Below are 14627 nucleotides of genomic sequence, written 5' to 3' on the forward strand. Positions count from 1 at the left end.
TTCATCCTCCTCCTACAAAATGAACGATTTCAATGACATCTCCGGGCTGAACGGTCGTGTCCGGATAACGGCACCGGTCGATGATCTGCCGGTTCTGCTCGATGATGACGATTTTTCCGTCAATCGCCAGCTGTTGCAATAAGTCGTGTAACGTCGTTATTTCTTCGGTCAATGCGTAGTCTTTTCCATTTAAACGAATGTTCACTTCGTGTTCTCCCCCTGTCGCTGGTGACTAAAAGCACCTAGCATCGCTTTCGGTTTTTTCCCCATGATGCAATCGGCCAACACAGTTGCCGTCGCCGGTGCCAGTAGGATGCCATGCCGGTGATGACCAGTTGCGACGAATAATCCGTCGATGCCGTCCACCGGTCCAAGATACGGCAGACCGTCACCGGTTTGCGGTCGGACGCCGGCCCACGCTTCGACGAACACAGCTTCCGCAAGCGGCGGATAGAGCCTGATCGCTTGATTTACTAACAAACGAATGCTGTCGAGACGGACGGTCGTCGATTCATCCCCGGGCCGTTCCGTCGCTCCGATGATGATTCGTCCGTCTGCTTTCGGAACGAGGTACACCTGTTCATTAAACAGCGTCCGGTCGAGGCGTCCGGTCATGAGGCGAACGGACAGACACTCCCCCTTGACCGGACTTGTGTCGATCGTGATGCCGAGCGTGCGTAATACAGCTTCCGATCCACGACCACTGGCGACAATGATTTGTCTGCCTGTCCGTAGACCTCGGTTCGTCTCGGCGCCGATGATCCGCTGTTCGTCCCGAACGAGCTGCGAAACAGATGTGTCTTCCTCAATGACTCCACCCCGTCGTTCAATCGCTCTCCGTAAAGCCTGCGTCATTAATCGCGAATCGATCTGTCCGACTTGTTCGAGCGTCAAGGATTGATTTCCTCGTTGCAGGCAAAACGGCTGTTCCAGATAACCACTCCCGAGACCCGTCTCGTCCGACAATTTCCTGACCAATGTCGGATAGAGCGTCCGGCTGAGCGCCGCCAGTTCGTGTAACGATTCCGGCAGTTCCTCGTCTGTCGCAAGCATCCCTGCCGCTGCCCGTGTCGCCCCTTGCCCGGCTGTCGACTGGTCAAGTAACCGGACAGTTTGTCCGCGTTTGAGCAACTCATAGCCGAGCGTCAGACCGATGATCCCAGCCCCGATAATTAAGACATCCGGTCGTGTCATCGTTGCATCACCTCCCGGAACCGGTCAGCTGCTTTAAGCGGAATCGCTTGCCTGAGAATCCCCGACAAGACGGCAACGCCCGAACAGCCGGTCGCAAGGGCATCCCGAACGTTGGCCGGATTGATGCCGCCGATCGCAATGACCGGAATCGTAGTCTGGTCGACGATATGTTTTAAGGCATGCAGTCCCCGCGGCGGTACCCCTGGTTTTGACCCGGTTTCAAAAATATGACCGTACATCACGTAATCCGCACCGGCTTGTTCTGCTGCTGCCGCTTCCATCAGCGAATGGACCGATTGACCGATCCGCAGTTCCGGAAAACGGCGCCGGACACGATCGACCGGAATACTGCGTGTCGTCAGTTGAATTCCGATGCCGGTGACGAGAGCGACGTCAAGCCGGTCATGGACGATTAATCGTTCCGCCGGCACCCCGCGTTTCATTAATAATTCAATGCAGGTCACCAACTCCTGTGCGGACCAGTGCGGTTCCCGCAGATGAATCTGGTCGACGTGCGTTGCGAGTTCCGGTAACGTGCGTTCCAGCGTTTCCCGGCCCTGTTGACCGGTTGTCATCAGATGTAACCGATTCATCATTTCCCCCCTTTCTACACGAAAAAGGACCACCCCATGAACTGATGGAGTGGTCCTACAAAAAAGGGCGACAGTCGTCGCTTCCTCTATGATTGATCGGAATCCACTTCCCTCCGCTAGTACGAACTAGATCAGGTTCAAAGGGTCCGGATACTTCCGTCTCAGTCTGCTGCGAGACTCCCCTAGTGTAGGTATTGATTTATGTGGTACGCCTGTAGTTTACCATGGGTAGTCCGGTTTGTTCTACCCTTGATTAACGTCGCATGTCCGATTCGACCGCTTTGACCTGCTCGATCAAGCGTTCATAATCGCCGACGCGTTTCGTTTGAGACAAGTCATACGTTTGTTTCAAGCGTAGAACCCGTTCCACTTTCTGATCGAGATCGGCTCTCGACAATTTTCCTTGTTTGATCCGCACCATGATTTCCTTGTGAACGGACGTGTAGGCGCCGGGCGACGAAAACATCGCCATGTCGGCACCGTTTTCGAGCGCAAGGCTTACCGCCTGAGCCAGACCGTATCGTTCCGTAATCGCGCCCATCACCAGATCATCCGTGATGATGACCCCGTCAAACTTCAGTTCATCCCGTAAGATACCGGACATGACCGGTTTTGACAACGAAGACGGACGGGATTTGTCGAGAGCCGGGAACAGAATATGCGCGACCATCACCATTTCGGCCCCTTCTTTAATCGCCCGTTTGAACGGGACGAGTTCCGTCTGTTCGAGTTCCGCTTTCGTCGCATCGACCCGCGGCAGACCGACATGGGAATCGACGGTCGTGTCGCCGTGTCCCGGAAAATGTTTGACGACCGGAACGACGTCTTCTTCTTTCATCCCCTGCATCAACGGGACACCCAGCCGGGCCACTTGTTCCGGATCCGCACTGAGCGATCGATCACCGATGATCGGATTCGCCGGATTACTGTTGACGTCAAGGACCGGAGCAAAGTCCATATTAAAGCCGTAAAAACGGGAAATCAAACCGAGCGTCCGTCCGACTTCCTTCATCAAAGCAGGATCATTTTTCTGACCGAACGACAGGCTCGGTGATAATTTCAGTTGCGCATCCGGGACCCGGCTGACGCGTCCACCTTCTTCATCAAAACCGAGGAACGCTTTTTCGTCCGTCGTTTGCGCTTTGGTAATTGCTGTCGTAAAGGTTTTCAATTGATCGGTCGAGGTGATATTGCCGCCAAGCAGCAGGACACCACCGAGTGCATGATTCTGCAGTAATTGACGGTCCGCTTGCGTCAGAGCTGTTCCCGTCACGCCGATGTACAGCAACTGATCAACTTTTTCCGCTGTCGACATCTTCGAGATGGTCTCTTTCAGTTGTTTTTCCGCCCGTTCAGCGGCAGAAGGCCGGTCCGCTTGCGGCGGCTTTGTTTTCTTCGCCGGCTTCGGTTCCGGTGCAGCCGGTTTTGCGGGCTCGTCGGCGCAACCGGCGAGGAGGATACTTGCCAACAGAACAGGAACAATCCGCTTCAAATCGGTTCCTCGTTCCGGACACCGTTGATCGAATAATAGACTTCAATTTCTGCATTCAGCGATTGTGAGACCGAGCAGTATTTGTCTTTGGATAAGGCAATCGCCCGGCGGACTTTATCTTCCGGTAAATCACCTTCGAGCCGGTAATGAATCGAAATCGTCGTGAAACGCCGGGGATGATCATCCGCCCGTTCACCTTCGATATCCATTTCAAATGACGTCAGCGTCAAACGCATCTTTTCTAAAATTGAGACGATATCGATGCCGGTACAACCGGCAACGGCGTGAAGCAGGAGCTCTGTCGGCCGGGGTGCTTGATTGTCTCCGCCGTTTTCCGGCGCGGCATCCATCGCTAAGTGATGTCCGGATTCGGTCTCCCCGCTAAAACCCATCTTGTGATTCCAAGTGACTGTTGCTTGCATCAAGATCACGTCCTTTTCTGATTTAAGTGATGTTTCCTACTCTGTTAGTATACCCGAATCTGTGACAGGTGAAATTGACTGTCTATTCACAATAATGCTTCTTTTTCTGTGTCAGGCAAATCCGGTTTCCGCCCTTGTTAAATCATGCTATTCTGATAAACGATAGTTTTTTTGCGCACAGGCGCCAGAAGTGGGGAATTATTTATGTCATCATCATCGACTCGTTTGAGTCAAGCCGACTGGCTGTTAATCGCGACGTTATCCATGTTGACGTTTGTCCTTGGAACAAGCGAATTCGTCATCGTCGGTATTTTATCTGAAATTGCGGACGGTCTGAACATCACGATTGCAAAAGCCGGGACACTCGTCTCCGCCTTTGCGATCGCCTTCGCCATCGGAACACCGATTACGATGTCCTTGACCGGACACCTCGAACGGCGGAAGTTAATGCTCAGTCTGATTTTCGTCTGGATCATTTTGAATATCTGCAGCGGGATTGCACCGAATTATGAACTGTTGCTGTTGTCACGAATCGTGACGGCTGTGCTGACGGGTGTCCTGATTTCACTGGCAATGGTCGTCGCAAGTGACAGTGTGCCGATCGCGAAACGCGGCGTCGCTGTCTCCTTCATCTTCGGTGGATTCACGATGGCAAACGTCCTCGGTGTGCCGATCGGTACATTCATCGGACAACATGCCGGTTACGCTGCCACGTTTTGGCTGACGAGCAGTCTTGGTGTCGTCGCTCTGCTTGCTGTCTTGAAAGTCGTTCCGGTCCAGCAATCGGAATCATCCGGTTCGATCCGCGAACAGCTCAGTTTACTCGCCAATCCACGGATCATGATCGCCTTTTTCATTCCGTCATTCGGATTCGGTGCGACATACGTCGTCTATACGTATCTCGTGCCCGTGCTTGAGTTGGAACTGAATTTGCCGTCGGCCTGGATCAGTCCGATTTTACTCGCTTACGGTGTCGTCTCGATCTTCAGTAACATCTTGGCCGGTAAAATCGCCAGTCGGAATCCGATCGGCCGTCTCCGGTTCGTCTTCATCGTTCAGGCGATCGTCCTCGCTACTCTATACGTGACGACAGCGTCGGTATCGCTTGGCCTGATCAACATTGCCTTGATGTCCTTGATGTCGATTTTATTGACGACGTCGACGCAAATTTATCTGATCGACCTGGCAGAAAAGTTTAATCCGGAAGCGAAAGGGCTTGCTGCTTCGCTGATGCCGGTCGCAAGTAACGTCGGGATTGCCTTCGGTTCCGCACTCGGCGGGCTCGTCTATGCGAATGGTCCGATGATGAACATCGCCCTTGTCGGAGGTGCCGTCGCCTTACTCGCCGCCGCGTTGACAGCCGTCAGTCACCGGCTCGATCAACGTTCTTAAAAAACGCCTGTTTCCAGAGTGTCCTCTCGTGAGGCGCTTGGAACAGGCGTCTTTTTGTACCGGAGACTCAGACCGAACCTTACAAGACTGTTAGGTGAACGTATCTGATTTGTTGCTTTATTTTCCAATCGGCATGATACGGTAAAGATAGTTTTTCATCCCACTTATGTAAAAGGAGATTTTATTATGAAATCGTATTATGCCATTCCATTAACTGCCCTCTTATTGACAGCGACGGTCAGTCCGATCGCGACATTTGCTGCAACACCGACTAAAGCCGAGACACCAAAACCATTATCGGAAAAAGCACTTGCGAAAAAGAAAGCCGCGATTACAAAACTCGCGACGTCTTTGATCGGAACACCCTATAAAGAAGGCGGAACAACAACAAAAGGATTTGACGCGTCCGGCTTCACGCAATATGTGTATCAAAAAAGTGATCTGAAACTCGAACGGACGATTGCGAAACAAGCCGCAATGCCACTCAAAACCGTCACACTCAAAAAAGCCGTCCCAGGTGACCTATTGTTCGTCCAGGCGAAAAAGGCGAAAGCACCGAACTTCGTCGGAATCTATACCGGTAAAAATAAATTCGTTGCCGTGACAACGAAAAAGGTCGAATCGCAGGACCTGACGTGGAGTTACTATGCGAAACAGGATATCATCATCAAATCGTATCAGTAAGATTAAAAAACGCAATCCGGAACTCCTTGAGAGCTTCGGATTGCGTTTTTTTGGAGTTATTAAAGTTGTTCGCTAGTTCAAGACAAGTTCATTGAGCGTAGTTTCTGCTCGTTTTAGTTTGTCCTTAATATTACCTTCATACAAGGTACGGTCTGATACGGGATCGATAAGACGAACGTTGTATATCCCATCATCCAACCGGTTCGCCGTATAAATCAAACCATCCTTAAGCGTAGTATACTCACCCAATCCAAACTCATCCGTCACTAACGGGATATCCATTGAATGTTTTTCTACTTGCTTTGTTTTTATGTCATACACAGTCCAGTTGAAATCACCCATTTCACGCTCAAATGCAATCAATTTAGATCCGTCCGCACTGAGTTCCGTTTCCCCATTGCTAAATGATTTTAAGCCTTTTATACGTTGTGTTTTTTTTCCGTTGCTTATATATAGCTTATCTTCTGTCATATCGGTTCCATCGATACGTTCCGTCGTAGAATAGACAATTGTTTCGTCGTGAATCCCTATCAGTGAAACATCACCTTTAGGAGTAACAGGTAAATTAATTTTTTGAACAGCATCGTCTTTTAAATCGATTTTGTACAACTGCGTGTCGACTCCGGTTTGCGGATCGTAGACGATGACATATAATAAACTGTCCCCAATTTTTTTATACGGACTGATTTGGGCTTCGTTTAACTTCCGAGCTTCAACAGGTGCCGGAAAATTTTTTTTGACAATACGTTGTTTACCGTCTTCCCAATACTGCAATTCCCATTTGTTATTGTCCGACGTACCGATTGCATATGTTATATCTTCCTGTTCAAATGTATTCACTTGATCAGAATGCATGAAGCGCCGGAAGTTATCCGGTGCATTTTTTTCATCAAATGGACTTTCAAACAATCCTTTAATCAAACTATCCGTTGTTTTTTGAACACGACCGTCTAATCCGACGGTGTAATCAATTTTTCTTAATCCTTGATCAATTAATTCTGCTTGAATAGACCTGACAGCCGGTTGTTTGGGATCGCCTTTGACCGTCTCCACAATAAAGTCAGATTCATCAATCGAACGAATAAACAGAGTATAGATTCCAAGCGTCAGGAAGCTGACGACTGCCAATATAAGTACAAATTTAAATTTTCGCATGACGTCCTCCTCAGACCGAAATTTTCCATTTTAACAAGCGCAGGCTTTTCCAAATCGTATAAATAAAGTAGAAAACAAAAAGCGCTATCATGATTGCAGATATTTCCTGTGACAAAAAGATATCGAGCGTTTCAATGACGTACATACCGCCCATCATGATCACGACAAGCGCAATGACTTCAAGCACGATGAACAACAATCCTTTTACTTTGCGATACGACCGTTCCAACAGCACGAGCATAAACAAAAAGCTGATGATAAACAGGGCAAGCGTTACAATGACGAGTACGTCTGACAGATTCATCGTATATAACTGTTTTAAAGTCCGAGACAACCCAAGAGTAGAAGTTGCACGGTAGTCATCCTTAATCATCCAGTTGAATATGACAAAACTGAGCTGAATGACTACCCACTGCAAACCAATGAAGCTAATGATGACAAGAGCCAGCGAGGTAAATTTAGCAAAAAAGATTTTTGCCCGGTTGCCCGGTAACAACAGTAAACGGTATATGTACTTGGACTCTCCCAGCCAGTCCCGATACCAGATTTGAACAGCATACAGCAACACAAGAGCTACTCCGATCAAGATAATATAGCTGAAATACGAGCTGGCCTGTTCAAACGATAACTTTTCAATCGTGCGGATAGCATCTGATTCGCTTACTTTCGCGTAGCTCATATAGTCCTGCACCTGACGTTCATGATAGATGACCCGTCCGACGACGGTCAGGATTTCAATACCCGCCATCGCAAGGATGACCGAGACAATCATTTTCCAGCTTCGTTTTAACTCTTCGTTCGTTAACATCAGGTACTGTTTCATCGCTGATAAACCTCCCGAATCCGGTCCTGGACCGATTTTCCGTATACTTCACGCATCTCTTCCGTATCGTGTTCATCGATAATCCGACCATCCTGTAAGAAGACGACCCGGTCAATCAGGTGTTCGATTTCAATGATTTCGTGTGTCGTCATCAGGATGCCGCGTCCTTCCATGTAATGACTCGAAAAGATCCAGGCAATCTGTTCTTTCGTAAATAAATCAATTCCGGCAAACGGTTCGTCGAGCAACAAATATGGCCGGTCGAGTGCAAAACCAAGCACGAGACTGAACTTCGCCTGATTCCCTTTTGACAGTTCCAAAATTTTGTCGGTCGTCAGTAACTTGAACAACCCCATCAGCTCTTCGGCGACCTTTGGATTCCAGTCCGGATAATAGTCGCCCATGTAAAGAAGAGCATCCCCGATCGTCATATAGCCGGGCATCGTCTGCAGGTCTGGAACAAAGGCGATTTTGTCACGTGAGACTTCGCCATTGACGAGGACGGTTCCGGCATCAACCGGGACAAGTCCCATGATCGCTTTTAAGATCGTTGATTTCCCTTCCCCGTTTAAGCCGATCAGACAGGTGATGCTGTCCGGACGCACCGAAAAGGAGACACCTTCAAGAATCGGTTTTTTCCGACCGTATCGTTTTTTTAAGCCATGGACTTCAAGCATCGACCTTCCTCCGTTCCGTTGATTGATAGACGGTTTCGACTTTCGTGACGACTTCACCAAGCGGAATCTGAATCGCTTGGACGGCCTCGATGAACTGGGCGACGGCTTCATCGAGCATCTCCGTCCGGACTTTTTTGACGATTTCCTGATCCATCGTGATCTTACTCGGGACGTTTCGTTCTGTCGTGATCAAATTTTGTTCCTCCATCTCTTTATAGGCTTTCTGCGCTGTATTTGGATTGATTCCCAGCTGCGCGGCGATTTCCCGGCGCGATGGGATTTCCTGTCCGCACTTCAGTTCTTCCGTTGCGATTTGTTCCTTGAACCAACGGACGACTTGAAGATACACCGGGCTTCTTTGGTCAAATTGCATCAGGTCCTTGACCTCCTTCTTCCGTTCATTGTATTAAAACAGTAATACACTTTCTTTCTGTATCATACGGGTAATACAGTTGGCTGTCAATTACTTTCCAAAAAAAAGATGCTGTCTCTAAAAATAGAGACAACATCTTGAGTTCCATTACTTTTGATATTCCAAAATCGTCTGTTGAACCGGAATCCCCGACATTGGTACCGTCCGCTCGACGAACAGATACCGTTTTCCATTGACCAAAAAGCGACGGTTCCCTAAATATTCGACCAGTTTTCCATCCTGTTTTAATTTTTGTTCAATCGCTTTGACGTGATCTTCGAGTGCATAGAACCGATCGTCAAACGTCATCGTGATGTTTTTATTTCGGAATCCAAGTAAGTAACTGTAGAAAAACCAAAATCCCGCCCCTAGTGCCAAAAATGCAAATAGAATGTCCATAAGTAATTCCCCCTTTTGATATCTTATTTTACGTTCAAGATAATGTAAGGGTTCCCAAATTATTTGAAATTATCAAAAAGCTTTGGAATAAAAAAACTGACTCTGGACGATGTCCAGAATCAGCCTGTCTTGTTTAGTAGGGTGTTGGATCTTCTTGCGGTGTATCCGGAATTTCCGTTGGTTCCGGGAACGTGTCCGGCTCCGGTTGACGGATTGGATCTTCCTGCGGTGTATCCGGAATTTCTGACGGAGGTGTCGTCGGAATCTCGTCCGGTTGTTGATCCGGTTCGTGTTCCGGCACTTCATTCGGATTTTTCTTCATGATGAGTTCCTCCTTATGATGTAATGTAATCGCCGCCGTTGATATGAATCGTTTGACCGGTGACGTAACTGGAGTCGCGTGACGCCAGGTAGACATACGCCGGTGCGTTTTCCGACGGTTGGCCGCGTCGTTTCATCGGTGTGTCTTCCCCGTGTGCTTCCACCTTTTCTTTTGTGAACGTTGCCGGGATGAGCGGCGTCCAAATCGGACCGGGTGCAACGGCATTGACGCGAATCCCTTTTTCAATCAAGTTTGACGCCAGCGAACGCGTCAACGTCGTGATTGCCCCTTTGGTTGCCGAGTAATCGATCAGTGATGGTGCCCCGCGATACGCCGTGACGGACGATGTATTGATGATCGAATCTTCCTTGTTCAAATGCGGTAACGCAGCCTGCGTCAGATAAAACATTGAAAAGAGATTCGTTTCGAACGTCTCTTTTAACTGATCCGGTGTGATCGCCAAGAAATCGTCTTGCGGGAACTGTTTTCCGGCATTGTTGACCAGGATATTCAATTGACCAAACTCTTGAATGACCTGATCAATAATCGGTTGGGCGTTCTCCGGTTGACTGACATCTTTCGCAAGCGCCAGTGCCTTTACACCATACCCTTCAATCAATTGTTTCGTTTTTTCTGCATCCCGTCCCTCATTTAAGTACACGATGGCGACGTTTGCGCCCTCTTTGGCATAGGCAATCGCGACGGCACGCCCAATACCGCTGTCTCCGCCTGTCACCAACGCCACTTTGCCTTTTAACTTACCTGATCCGACGTATTCCGGGTCGTCGTACACCGGTTCAGGATGCATTTCCGCTTCGATTCCCGGTTGCTGATCCTGTGTTTGTCCCCGTGCTTGTTGATGCATCTGCTCCAATTCTTCTTCGCGCATATGACCCAACCCCTTTTCACTATTTAATGACTACCTTCATTAACATTCCCTTGCCATATATCAATAAACGTCTAACGAAAAAAAAACGATAAAAATTATCGTTTTTTTTAGTTCGTTTCTTCTATATGAGGAGAAGAAACGTAACACAGTCATTCTTCATTTGAAAATAATGGCGACCATTCACCAGACTGAATCATTTTCATCAATTTTTCAGGATACAGCTTCACTGTCTCTAATTGTTCGATTGGAACATATCGATAAATCAATTCTTCGCCTTCCACTCCGAAAAATTCTTCGGTCGTGACCGCCATATCACCCAAAATAGTTACTTCATAATAAAAGCCGACTTCATGAAAAGACACGTCTTCATATGTAAAAAAGTTTTCATGAACGGATAAAAAGCGTGTGACCTCGGCCTTTAATCCGAGTTCTTCTTTGATTTCCCGGACGATTGCCGCCTCCCCGTTCTCCATCAATTGAATCCTTCCGCCCGGCAATGCCCAAAACTCATCCCGGACATTCCGGTGAATCAACAGATGTCCGTCTTTAATAATGACTCCCGCTGCCCGGTGGTTAAAGCGTTGTTGCCCTACTGTAAACTTGATATCCATCTTCATCTTCTCCTCCAATTCGCTATCGACCCATACTTTATCACATTTTCACATATTCCGGATTATGTCATAAAACTCATACCCTGTAATAAAATTTTCCCTGGTATGACGGTATTTCAGAATCATTCCTATCGATATATTACAATACATATTAATTACCTATATTTAAGCAATCAAACTGAAATATTATTTTCAAAACACTCGATGCTATACTCGGTTTATCAAATTCACTACTTCGACGCAGTATTCATATACAGCCTACAACTTATAGACAGATGCGATCTGTCACAACTCATCGACCGTCAATTGTTTTCACATCAGGAGGAACTACTACATGAAACGTATTTTAACAACCGTCACGATGAGCGCACTCGTCGTTTCAGGATTTGCTAGCACGGGTACAGGTAAGGTCGAGGCTGCAAGCTCTTCTTCTTACAAAGTCAAAGTCATGGCCGATGGATTACGTGTCCGGACCGGTCCTTCCACAAAATATAAAATCGTCGGCGGTGTCAATGCCGGAAAAACTTTTAAATACTATGGTAAAAAAGGCAAGTGGACAAAAATTTCGTACGGCGGTAAAAAACGGTACGTCTATTCCAGTTATGTAAAACGATATAGCATCGGGAAAAAGGCAACAGCCAAAAAAGCTTCCCACTCGACAGGTTTCCTCCGTCCGACAAGCGGACGCATTTCTCAAGGATACGGAAAAGCGAGCGGCCGCTACGGATATACGTTCCATAACGGCATCGACATCGCAGCAGCCACAGGGAAAACGGTCCGTGCGACTGCTTCCGGCAGAGTCATTAAATCAGGTTATCAAGGCGCCTACGGCAACTATGTCATGATGAAACATAAAGTGAACGGTTCAACCTACACAAGTGTTTATGCTCATCTCAGCAAACGTTCCGTCTACACCGGTCAATCAGTCGCAAAAGGCTCAAAAATCGGAAATGTCGGCAGCACCGGAAACTCAACCGGTTCACACCTTCACTTCGAACTGCACCGCGGCGGTTACATCTACAGCGGAACTTCAGCAGTCAACACGATCAATCCGCTCAGCGTTTTATAATCATTTCGGACAACCGTTTTCGGTTGTCCGTTTTTTTAAACCTTTTTGGAAATAAGTCCTTTGAAATAAATTCATTCTAATTATTGGAAAATTCATCATAACATACTGATTGTTCTGATTTCCTGACACCTTTTAAAAATCGTTGTCTAATCAATAAAAATCTGACTTTTACAGAAAAATCAATAAGAATTAAAATTCCTAAATTAAGGTAAAATAGATTTTCTGTTCTCTATAATATAAAATATCGAAACATTACAGAAATAATATTGTAATATTTAAACATTTTTACTAATGGTACACTCATCTAAGAAATTCATAAAATAAACTTACATATTGCTTCACCCACATACGGATTCAGTCCGACAGATTTAAAGGAGGATTTACTGATTTGAAAAAATTACTTACTACGCTGACGGTATCTGCTATCGCCGTCGCCGGTTTCTCGACATATGCCGTACCAAAAGCAGATGCGGCAACGTTTTATAAGGTCAAAGTCATGAACGACGGATTACGGGCCCGGACCGGACCAGCTACGACATACGGCATCATCACCGGTCTTGATAAAGGCGATACATACAAATACTTAGGCCGGACCGGGAACTGGACGAAAATACTTTACGGATCACGCAAAGTCTATGTCTCTTCTACATATGTTAAAAAATATTCTGTCACGACATCATATAAAATCAAGATCATGGTCGATAATCTCCGTGTCAGAAGCAGCTCATCCACAAGCAGTTCCCAGGTCGGAACCGTCAACAGCGGTCAGACTTTCCGTTACCTCGGCCGGACCGGCGATTGGATTAAATTCTTATACAACGGCAATAAACGGTTTGTTCACGCCGATTACGTGAAGAAATATACCGTCACGTCACTGACGAATTCGACAGGTGGTGCTGTCAAGGCTTCAAAAGACTTTATCACACCGACCAGTGGACCGATTACGCAAGGATACGGTCAAGCGAGCGGTGTCTACGGCTATACGTTCCATAATGGAATCGATTACGGTGCCCCGAAAGGCACACCGGTTTATGCGACGGCAGCTGGGATAGTCATTACGTCTCAATTAAAAGGTGCGTACGGTAATTATGTCATGGTCAAGCATTCAATTGACGGCGCTTCCTTCACGAGTCTCTATGCCCACATGAACAGCCGGTCAGTCTCAGTCGGACAATCGGTCTCAAAAGGACAGTTGCTCGGCACTGTCGGTCAAACAGGAAATGCGTTCGGAACACATCTTCATTTTGAACTGCACCGCGGAACATATGTCTACAGTGCGACATCGGCGGCAAGCAGCGTCAATCCGTTGAACTACCTCTAACAACTCAAACATCCCCTTATTTCTCATGAAGTAAGGGGATGTTTTTTTCAGTTGTCTCATACAACCGTATACCGCCCAATGATCGCGTTTCATTCTCGTCCATCAGTGGGAAATGAAACATACGTCGATTGACCACAGACGTTTTGTATTTTATAATTCAAACAGACATTTGAATGTAACAGGAGGGACCGTTATGGCACATGACCATAATCACCATCATCATCACACGGATAATAAAAAAGTTTTACTTCTGTCATTCGTTATCATCACGCTGTTTATGATCATCGAGGTAATCGGTGGATTTTGGACGAACAGTCTCGCTTTGTTATCGGACGCCGGGCATATGCTGAGCGATTCGATTTCACTTGCCATCGCACTCGCAGCCTTTCACTTCTCCAATCAGAAGCCGGATGCAAACAAGACGTTCGGTTCGAAACGATTCGAAATTCTCGCGGCAATCTTTAATGGTGTCGCCCTGATCGGCATTTCGCTTTATATCTTTGTCGAAGCCGTCCAGCGGTTTGTTGATCCTCCGGCTGTCGCAACGACCGGGATGTTAATCATCAGTACACTCGGACTTCTAGTGAACTTACTCGTTGCCTGGATCATGACGCGCGGCAGCGGGCATGAAGATAATCTGAACATGCGTGGTGCCTACCTGCATGTCTTAAGTGACATGCTCGGATCCATCGGAGCCATCATTGCCGCCCTGTTGATCCTGTTCTTCGGCTGGGGAATTGCGGATCCGCTCGCCAGTATAATCGTTGCAATCCTCGTTCTGCGCAGCGGCTATTACGTGACGAAGGCCGCGGTCCATGTCTTGATGGAAGGTACACCAAGCGACGTTGATGTCGAACAGGTCGTCTCGACCATTCAAACGAACGAAGCGATTCTTGGTCTGCACGACCTTCATATTTGGTCGATTACGAGCGGTTACAACGCGTTATCCTGCCACGTCGTCGTCAAAGACGACATGACGGTCCGGGAATCGGAGTCGATCCGGGAACAACTGGACCACGACTTAAAACATGTCGGCATTACTCATGCCACGATTCAGGTTGAGACCGCTCAGCATGACCATGAGAATCAACTGTACTGTCATGGGGAACAGAAGCATGTCCATTAATAAGAACCATTCTTACACTAAAAAGGCGATTTCCCTTCAATCGGGA

18 protein-coding genes and 1 riboswitch are annotated in these 14627 nt (G+C 47.5%); of the genes, 5 read left to right on the forward strand and 13 right to left on the reverse strand.

The features are described from left to right. Position 1 precedes the first annotated feature (1 nt). The 5 genes from thiS to N7U64_RS13455 form a co-directional block, all read right to left on the reverse strand. Positions 2-205, reverse strand: coding sequence for a sulfur carrier protein ThiS (thiS, locus tag N7U64_RS13435; protein WP_131502889.1), 204 nt, complete (start codon positions 203-205; stop codon positions 2-4). Further along, positions 202-1194: an NAD(P)/FAD-dependent oxidoreductase gene (locus N7U64_RS13440; protein WP_318930128.1), complete on the reverse strand. Its 993-nt coding sequence runs from the start codon at positions 1192-1194 to the stop codon at positions 202-204. Before N7U64_RS13440 ends, thiS begins: the two co-directional genes overlap by 4 nt. Next, entirely contained in the window at positions 1191-1787 is a 597-nt protein-coding gene (tenI, locus tag N7U64_RS13445) for a thiazole tautomerase TenI (RefSeq protein ID WP_318930130.1), read from the reverse strand. The genes N7U64_RS13440 and tenI overlap by 4 nt, the downstream gene beginning before the upstream one ends. A 91-nt stretch (positions 1788-1878) precedes the next feature. Further along, a riboswitch (TPP riboswitch) is annotated at positions 1879-1981 on the reverse strand. 59 nt (positions 1982-2040) lie between these two features. Beyond that, a complete protein-coding gene (gene nagZ / locus N7U64_RS13450) occupies positions 2041-3279 on the reverse strand; it encodes a beta-N-acetylhexosaminidase (RefSeq protein WP_318930131.1) in 1239 nt (412 codons plus the stop codon). Then, positions 3276-3701, reverse strand: a complete 426-nt coding sequence (locus N7U64_RS13455; RefSeq protein ID WP_318092343.1) for an OsmC family protein — start codon at positions 3699-3701, stop codon at positions 3276-3278. The genes nagZ and N7U64_RS13455 overlap by 4 nt, the downstream gene beginning before the upstream one ends. A 204-nt stretch (positions 3702-3905) precedes the next feature. On the opposite strand from N7U64_RS13455, the gene N7U64_RS13460 reads away from it, so the two are divergent. Together N7U64_RS13460 and N7U64_RS13465 are read left to right on the forward strand one after the other, a co-directional pair. After that, positions 3906-5093 carry an MFS transporter gene (locus tag N7U64_RS13460; protein ID WP_318930133.1) on the forward strand — a complete coding sequence of 396 codons (1188 nt, stop codon included), beginning with the start codon at positions 3906-3908 and terminating at the stop codon, positions 5091-5093. A 186-nt stretch (positions 5094-5279) separates the two neighbouring features. After that, positions 5280-5777 (forward strand): C40 family peptidase, encoded by a 498-nt coding sequence (locus tag N7U64_RS13465; protein WP_318930135.1) that lies wholly within the window; start codon positions 5280-5282, stop codon positions 5775-5777. Between the two features lie 72 nt (positions 5778-5849). Here N7U64_RS13465 and N7U64_RS13470 read toward each other — a convergent pair whose 3' ends face one another. The 8 genes from N7U64_RS13470 to N7U64_RS13505 all read right to left on the reverse strand — a co-directional run bounded on the left by N7U64_RS13470 (position 5850) and on the right by N7U64_RS13505 (position 11065). Continuing rightward, the gene (locus N7U64_RS13470; protein WP_318930136.1) at positions 5850-6932 is read right to left on the reverse strand and encodes a hypothetical protein; all 1083 of its coding nucleotides are present in this window, start codon (positions 6930-6932) and stop codon (positions 5850-5852) included. A gap of 10 nt (positions 6933-6942) precedes the next feature. Further along, complete coding sequence (locus tag N7U64_RS13475) at positions 6943-7755, reverse strand: hypothetical protein (protein WP_318930138.1); 813 nt, start codon at positions 7753-7755, stop codon at positions 6943-6945. Beyond that, positions 7752-8432 (reverse strand): ABC transporter ATP-binding protein, encoded by a 681-nt coding sequence (locus tag N7U64_RS13480; RefSeq protein WP_318930139.1) that lies wholly within the window; start codon positions 8430-8432, stop codon positions 7752-7754. The genes N7U64_RS13475 and N7U64_RS13480 overlap by 4 nt, the downstream gene beginning before the upstream one ends. Continuing rightward, positions 8425-8805 carry a GntR family transcriptional regulator gene (locus N7U64_RS13485; RefSeq protein WP_012370090.1) on the reverse strand — a complete coding sequence of 127 codons (381 nt, stop codon included), beginning with the start codon at positions 8803-8805 and terminating at the stop codon, positions 8425-8427. Before N7U64_RS13485 ends, N7U64_RS13480 begins: the two co-directional genes overlap by 8 nt. A 147-nt stretch (positions 8806-8952) precedes the next feature. Beyond that, entirely contained in the window at positions 8953-9243 is a 291-nt protein-coding gene (locus N7U64_RS13490; RefSeq protein ID WP_318930140.1) for a hypothetical protein, read from the reverse strand. Between the two features lie 133 nt (positions 9244-9376). Continuing rightward, positions 9377-9565 (reverse strand): hypothetical protein, encoded by a 189-nt coding sequence (locus N7U64_RS13495; protein WP_318930141.1) that lies wholly within the window; start codon positions 9563-9565, stop codon positions 9377-9379. Positions 9566-9578: 13 nt separating this feature from the next. After that, positions 9579-10454: an SDR family oxidoreductase gene (locus N7U64_RS13500; RefSeq protein WP_012370087.1), complete on the reverse strand. Its 876-nt coding sequence runs from the start codon at positions 10452-10454 to the stop codon at positions 9579-9581. A 149-nt stretch (positions 10455-10603) separates the two neighbouring features. Further along, positions 10604-11065 (reverse strand): NUDIX hydrolase, encoded by a 462-nt coding sequence (locus tag N7U64_RS13505; RefSeq protein WP_251138672.1) that lies wholly within the window; start codon positions 11063-11065, stop codon positions 10604-10606. Between the two features lie 334 nt (positions 11066-11399). On the opposite strand from N7U64_RS13505, the gene N7U64_RS13510 reads away from it, so the two are divergent. The 3 genes from N7U64_RS13510 (at position 11400) to N7U64_RS13520 (ending at position 14581) form a co-directional block, all read left to right on the forward strand. Beyond that, on the forward strand, positions 11400-12134 hold the full coding sequence (locus tag N7U64_RS13510; protein WP_131502901.1) for a peptidoglycan DD-metalloendopeptidase family protein: 735 nt from the start codon (positions 11400-11402) through the stop codon (positions 12132-12134). Positions 12135-12522: 388 nt separating this feature from the next. Beyond that, positions 12523-13455 carry a peptidoglycan DD-metalloendopeptidase family protein gene (locus N7U64_RS13515; protein ID WP_318930143.1) on the forward strand — a complete coding sequence of 311 codons (933 nt, stop codon included), beginning with the start codon at positions 12523-12525 and terminating at the stop codon, positions 13453-13455. A gap of 193 nt (positions 13456-13648) precedes the next feature. Continuing rightward, positions 13649-14581: a cation diffusion facilitator family transporter gene (locus N7U64_RS13520; RefSeq protein WP_318930144.1), complete on the forward strand. Its 933-nt coding sequence runs from the start codon at positions 13649-13651 to the stop codon at positions 14579-14581. Positions 14582-14627: the final 46 nt, after the last annotated feature.

This window comes from Exiguobacterium sp. K1, from assembly GCF_033721435.1.
Taxonomy (GTDB): Bacteria; Bacillota; Bacilli; order Exiguobacteriales; family Exiguobacteriaceae; genus Exiguobacterium_A; species Exiguobacterium_A artemiae.

Excerpts from the sequence above, each read along its gene's own strand:
- N7U64_RS13440 (WP_318930128.1), bottom strand. The coding sequence starts at position 1,194 with ATGACACGACCGGATGTCTTAATTATCGGGGCTGGGATCATCGGTCTG.
- tenI (WP_318930130.1), bottom strand. The coding sequence starts at position 1,787 with ATGAATCGGTTACATCTGATGACAACCGGTCAACAGGGCCGGGAAACG.
- N7U64_RS13455 (WP_318092343.1), bottom strand. The coding sequence starts at position 3,701 with ATGCAAGCAACAGTCACTTGGAATCACAAGATGGGTTTTAGCGGGGAG.
- N7U64_RS13460 (WP_318930133.1), top strand. The coding sequence starts at position 3,906 with ATGTCATCATCATCGACTCGTTTGAGTCAAGCCGACTGGCTGTTAATC.
- N7U64_RS13465 (WP_318930135.1), top strand. The coding sequence starts at position 5,280 with ATGAAATCGTATTATGCCATTCCATTAACTGCCCTCTTATTGACAGCG.
- N7U64_RS13470 (WP_318930136.1), bottom strand. The coding sequence starts at position 6,932 with ATGCGAAAATTTAAATTTGTACTTATATTGGCAGTCGTCAGCTTCCTG.
- N7U64_RS13475 (WP_318930138.1), bottom strand. The coding sequence starts at position 7,755 with ATGAAACAGTACCTGATGTTAACGAACGAAGAGTTAAAACGAAGCTGG.
- N7U64_RS13480 (WP_318930139.1), bottom strand. The coding sequence starts at position 8,432 with ATGCTTGAAGTCCATGGCTTAAAAAAACGATACGGTCGGAAAAAACCG.
- N7U64_RS13485 (WP_012370090.1), bottom strand. The coding sequence starts at position 8,805 with ATGCAATTTGACCAAAGAAGCCCGGTGTATCTTCAAGTCGTCCGTTGG.
- N7U64_RS13490 (WP_318930140.1), bottom strand. The coding sequence starts at position 9,243 with ATGGACATTCTATTTGCATTTTTGGCACTAGGGGCGGGATTTTGGTTT.
- N7U64_RS13495 (WP_318930141.1), bottom strand. The coding sequence starts at position 9,565 with ATGAAGAAAAATCCGAATGAAGTGCCGGAACACGAACCGGATCAACAA.
- N7U64_RS13500 (WP_012370087.1), bottom strand. The coding sequence starts at position 10,454 with ATGCGCGAAGAAGAATTGGAGCAGATGCATCAACAAGCACGGGGACAA.
- N7U64_RS13505 (WP_251138672.1), bottom strand. The coding sequence starts at position 11,065 with ATGGATATCAAGTTTACAGTAGGGCAACAACGCTTTAACCACCGGGCA.
- N7U64_RS13510 (WP_131502901.1), top strand. The coding sequence starts at position 11,400 with ATGAAACGTATTTTAACAACCGTCACGATGAGCGCACTCGTCGTTTCA.
- N7U64_RS13520 (WP_318930144.1), top strand. The coding sequence starts at position 13,649 with ATGGCACATGACCATAATCACCATCATCATCACACGGATAATAAAAAA.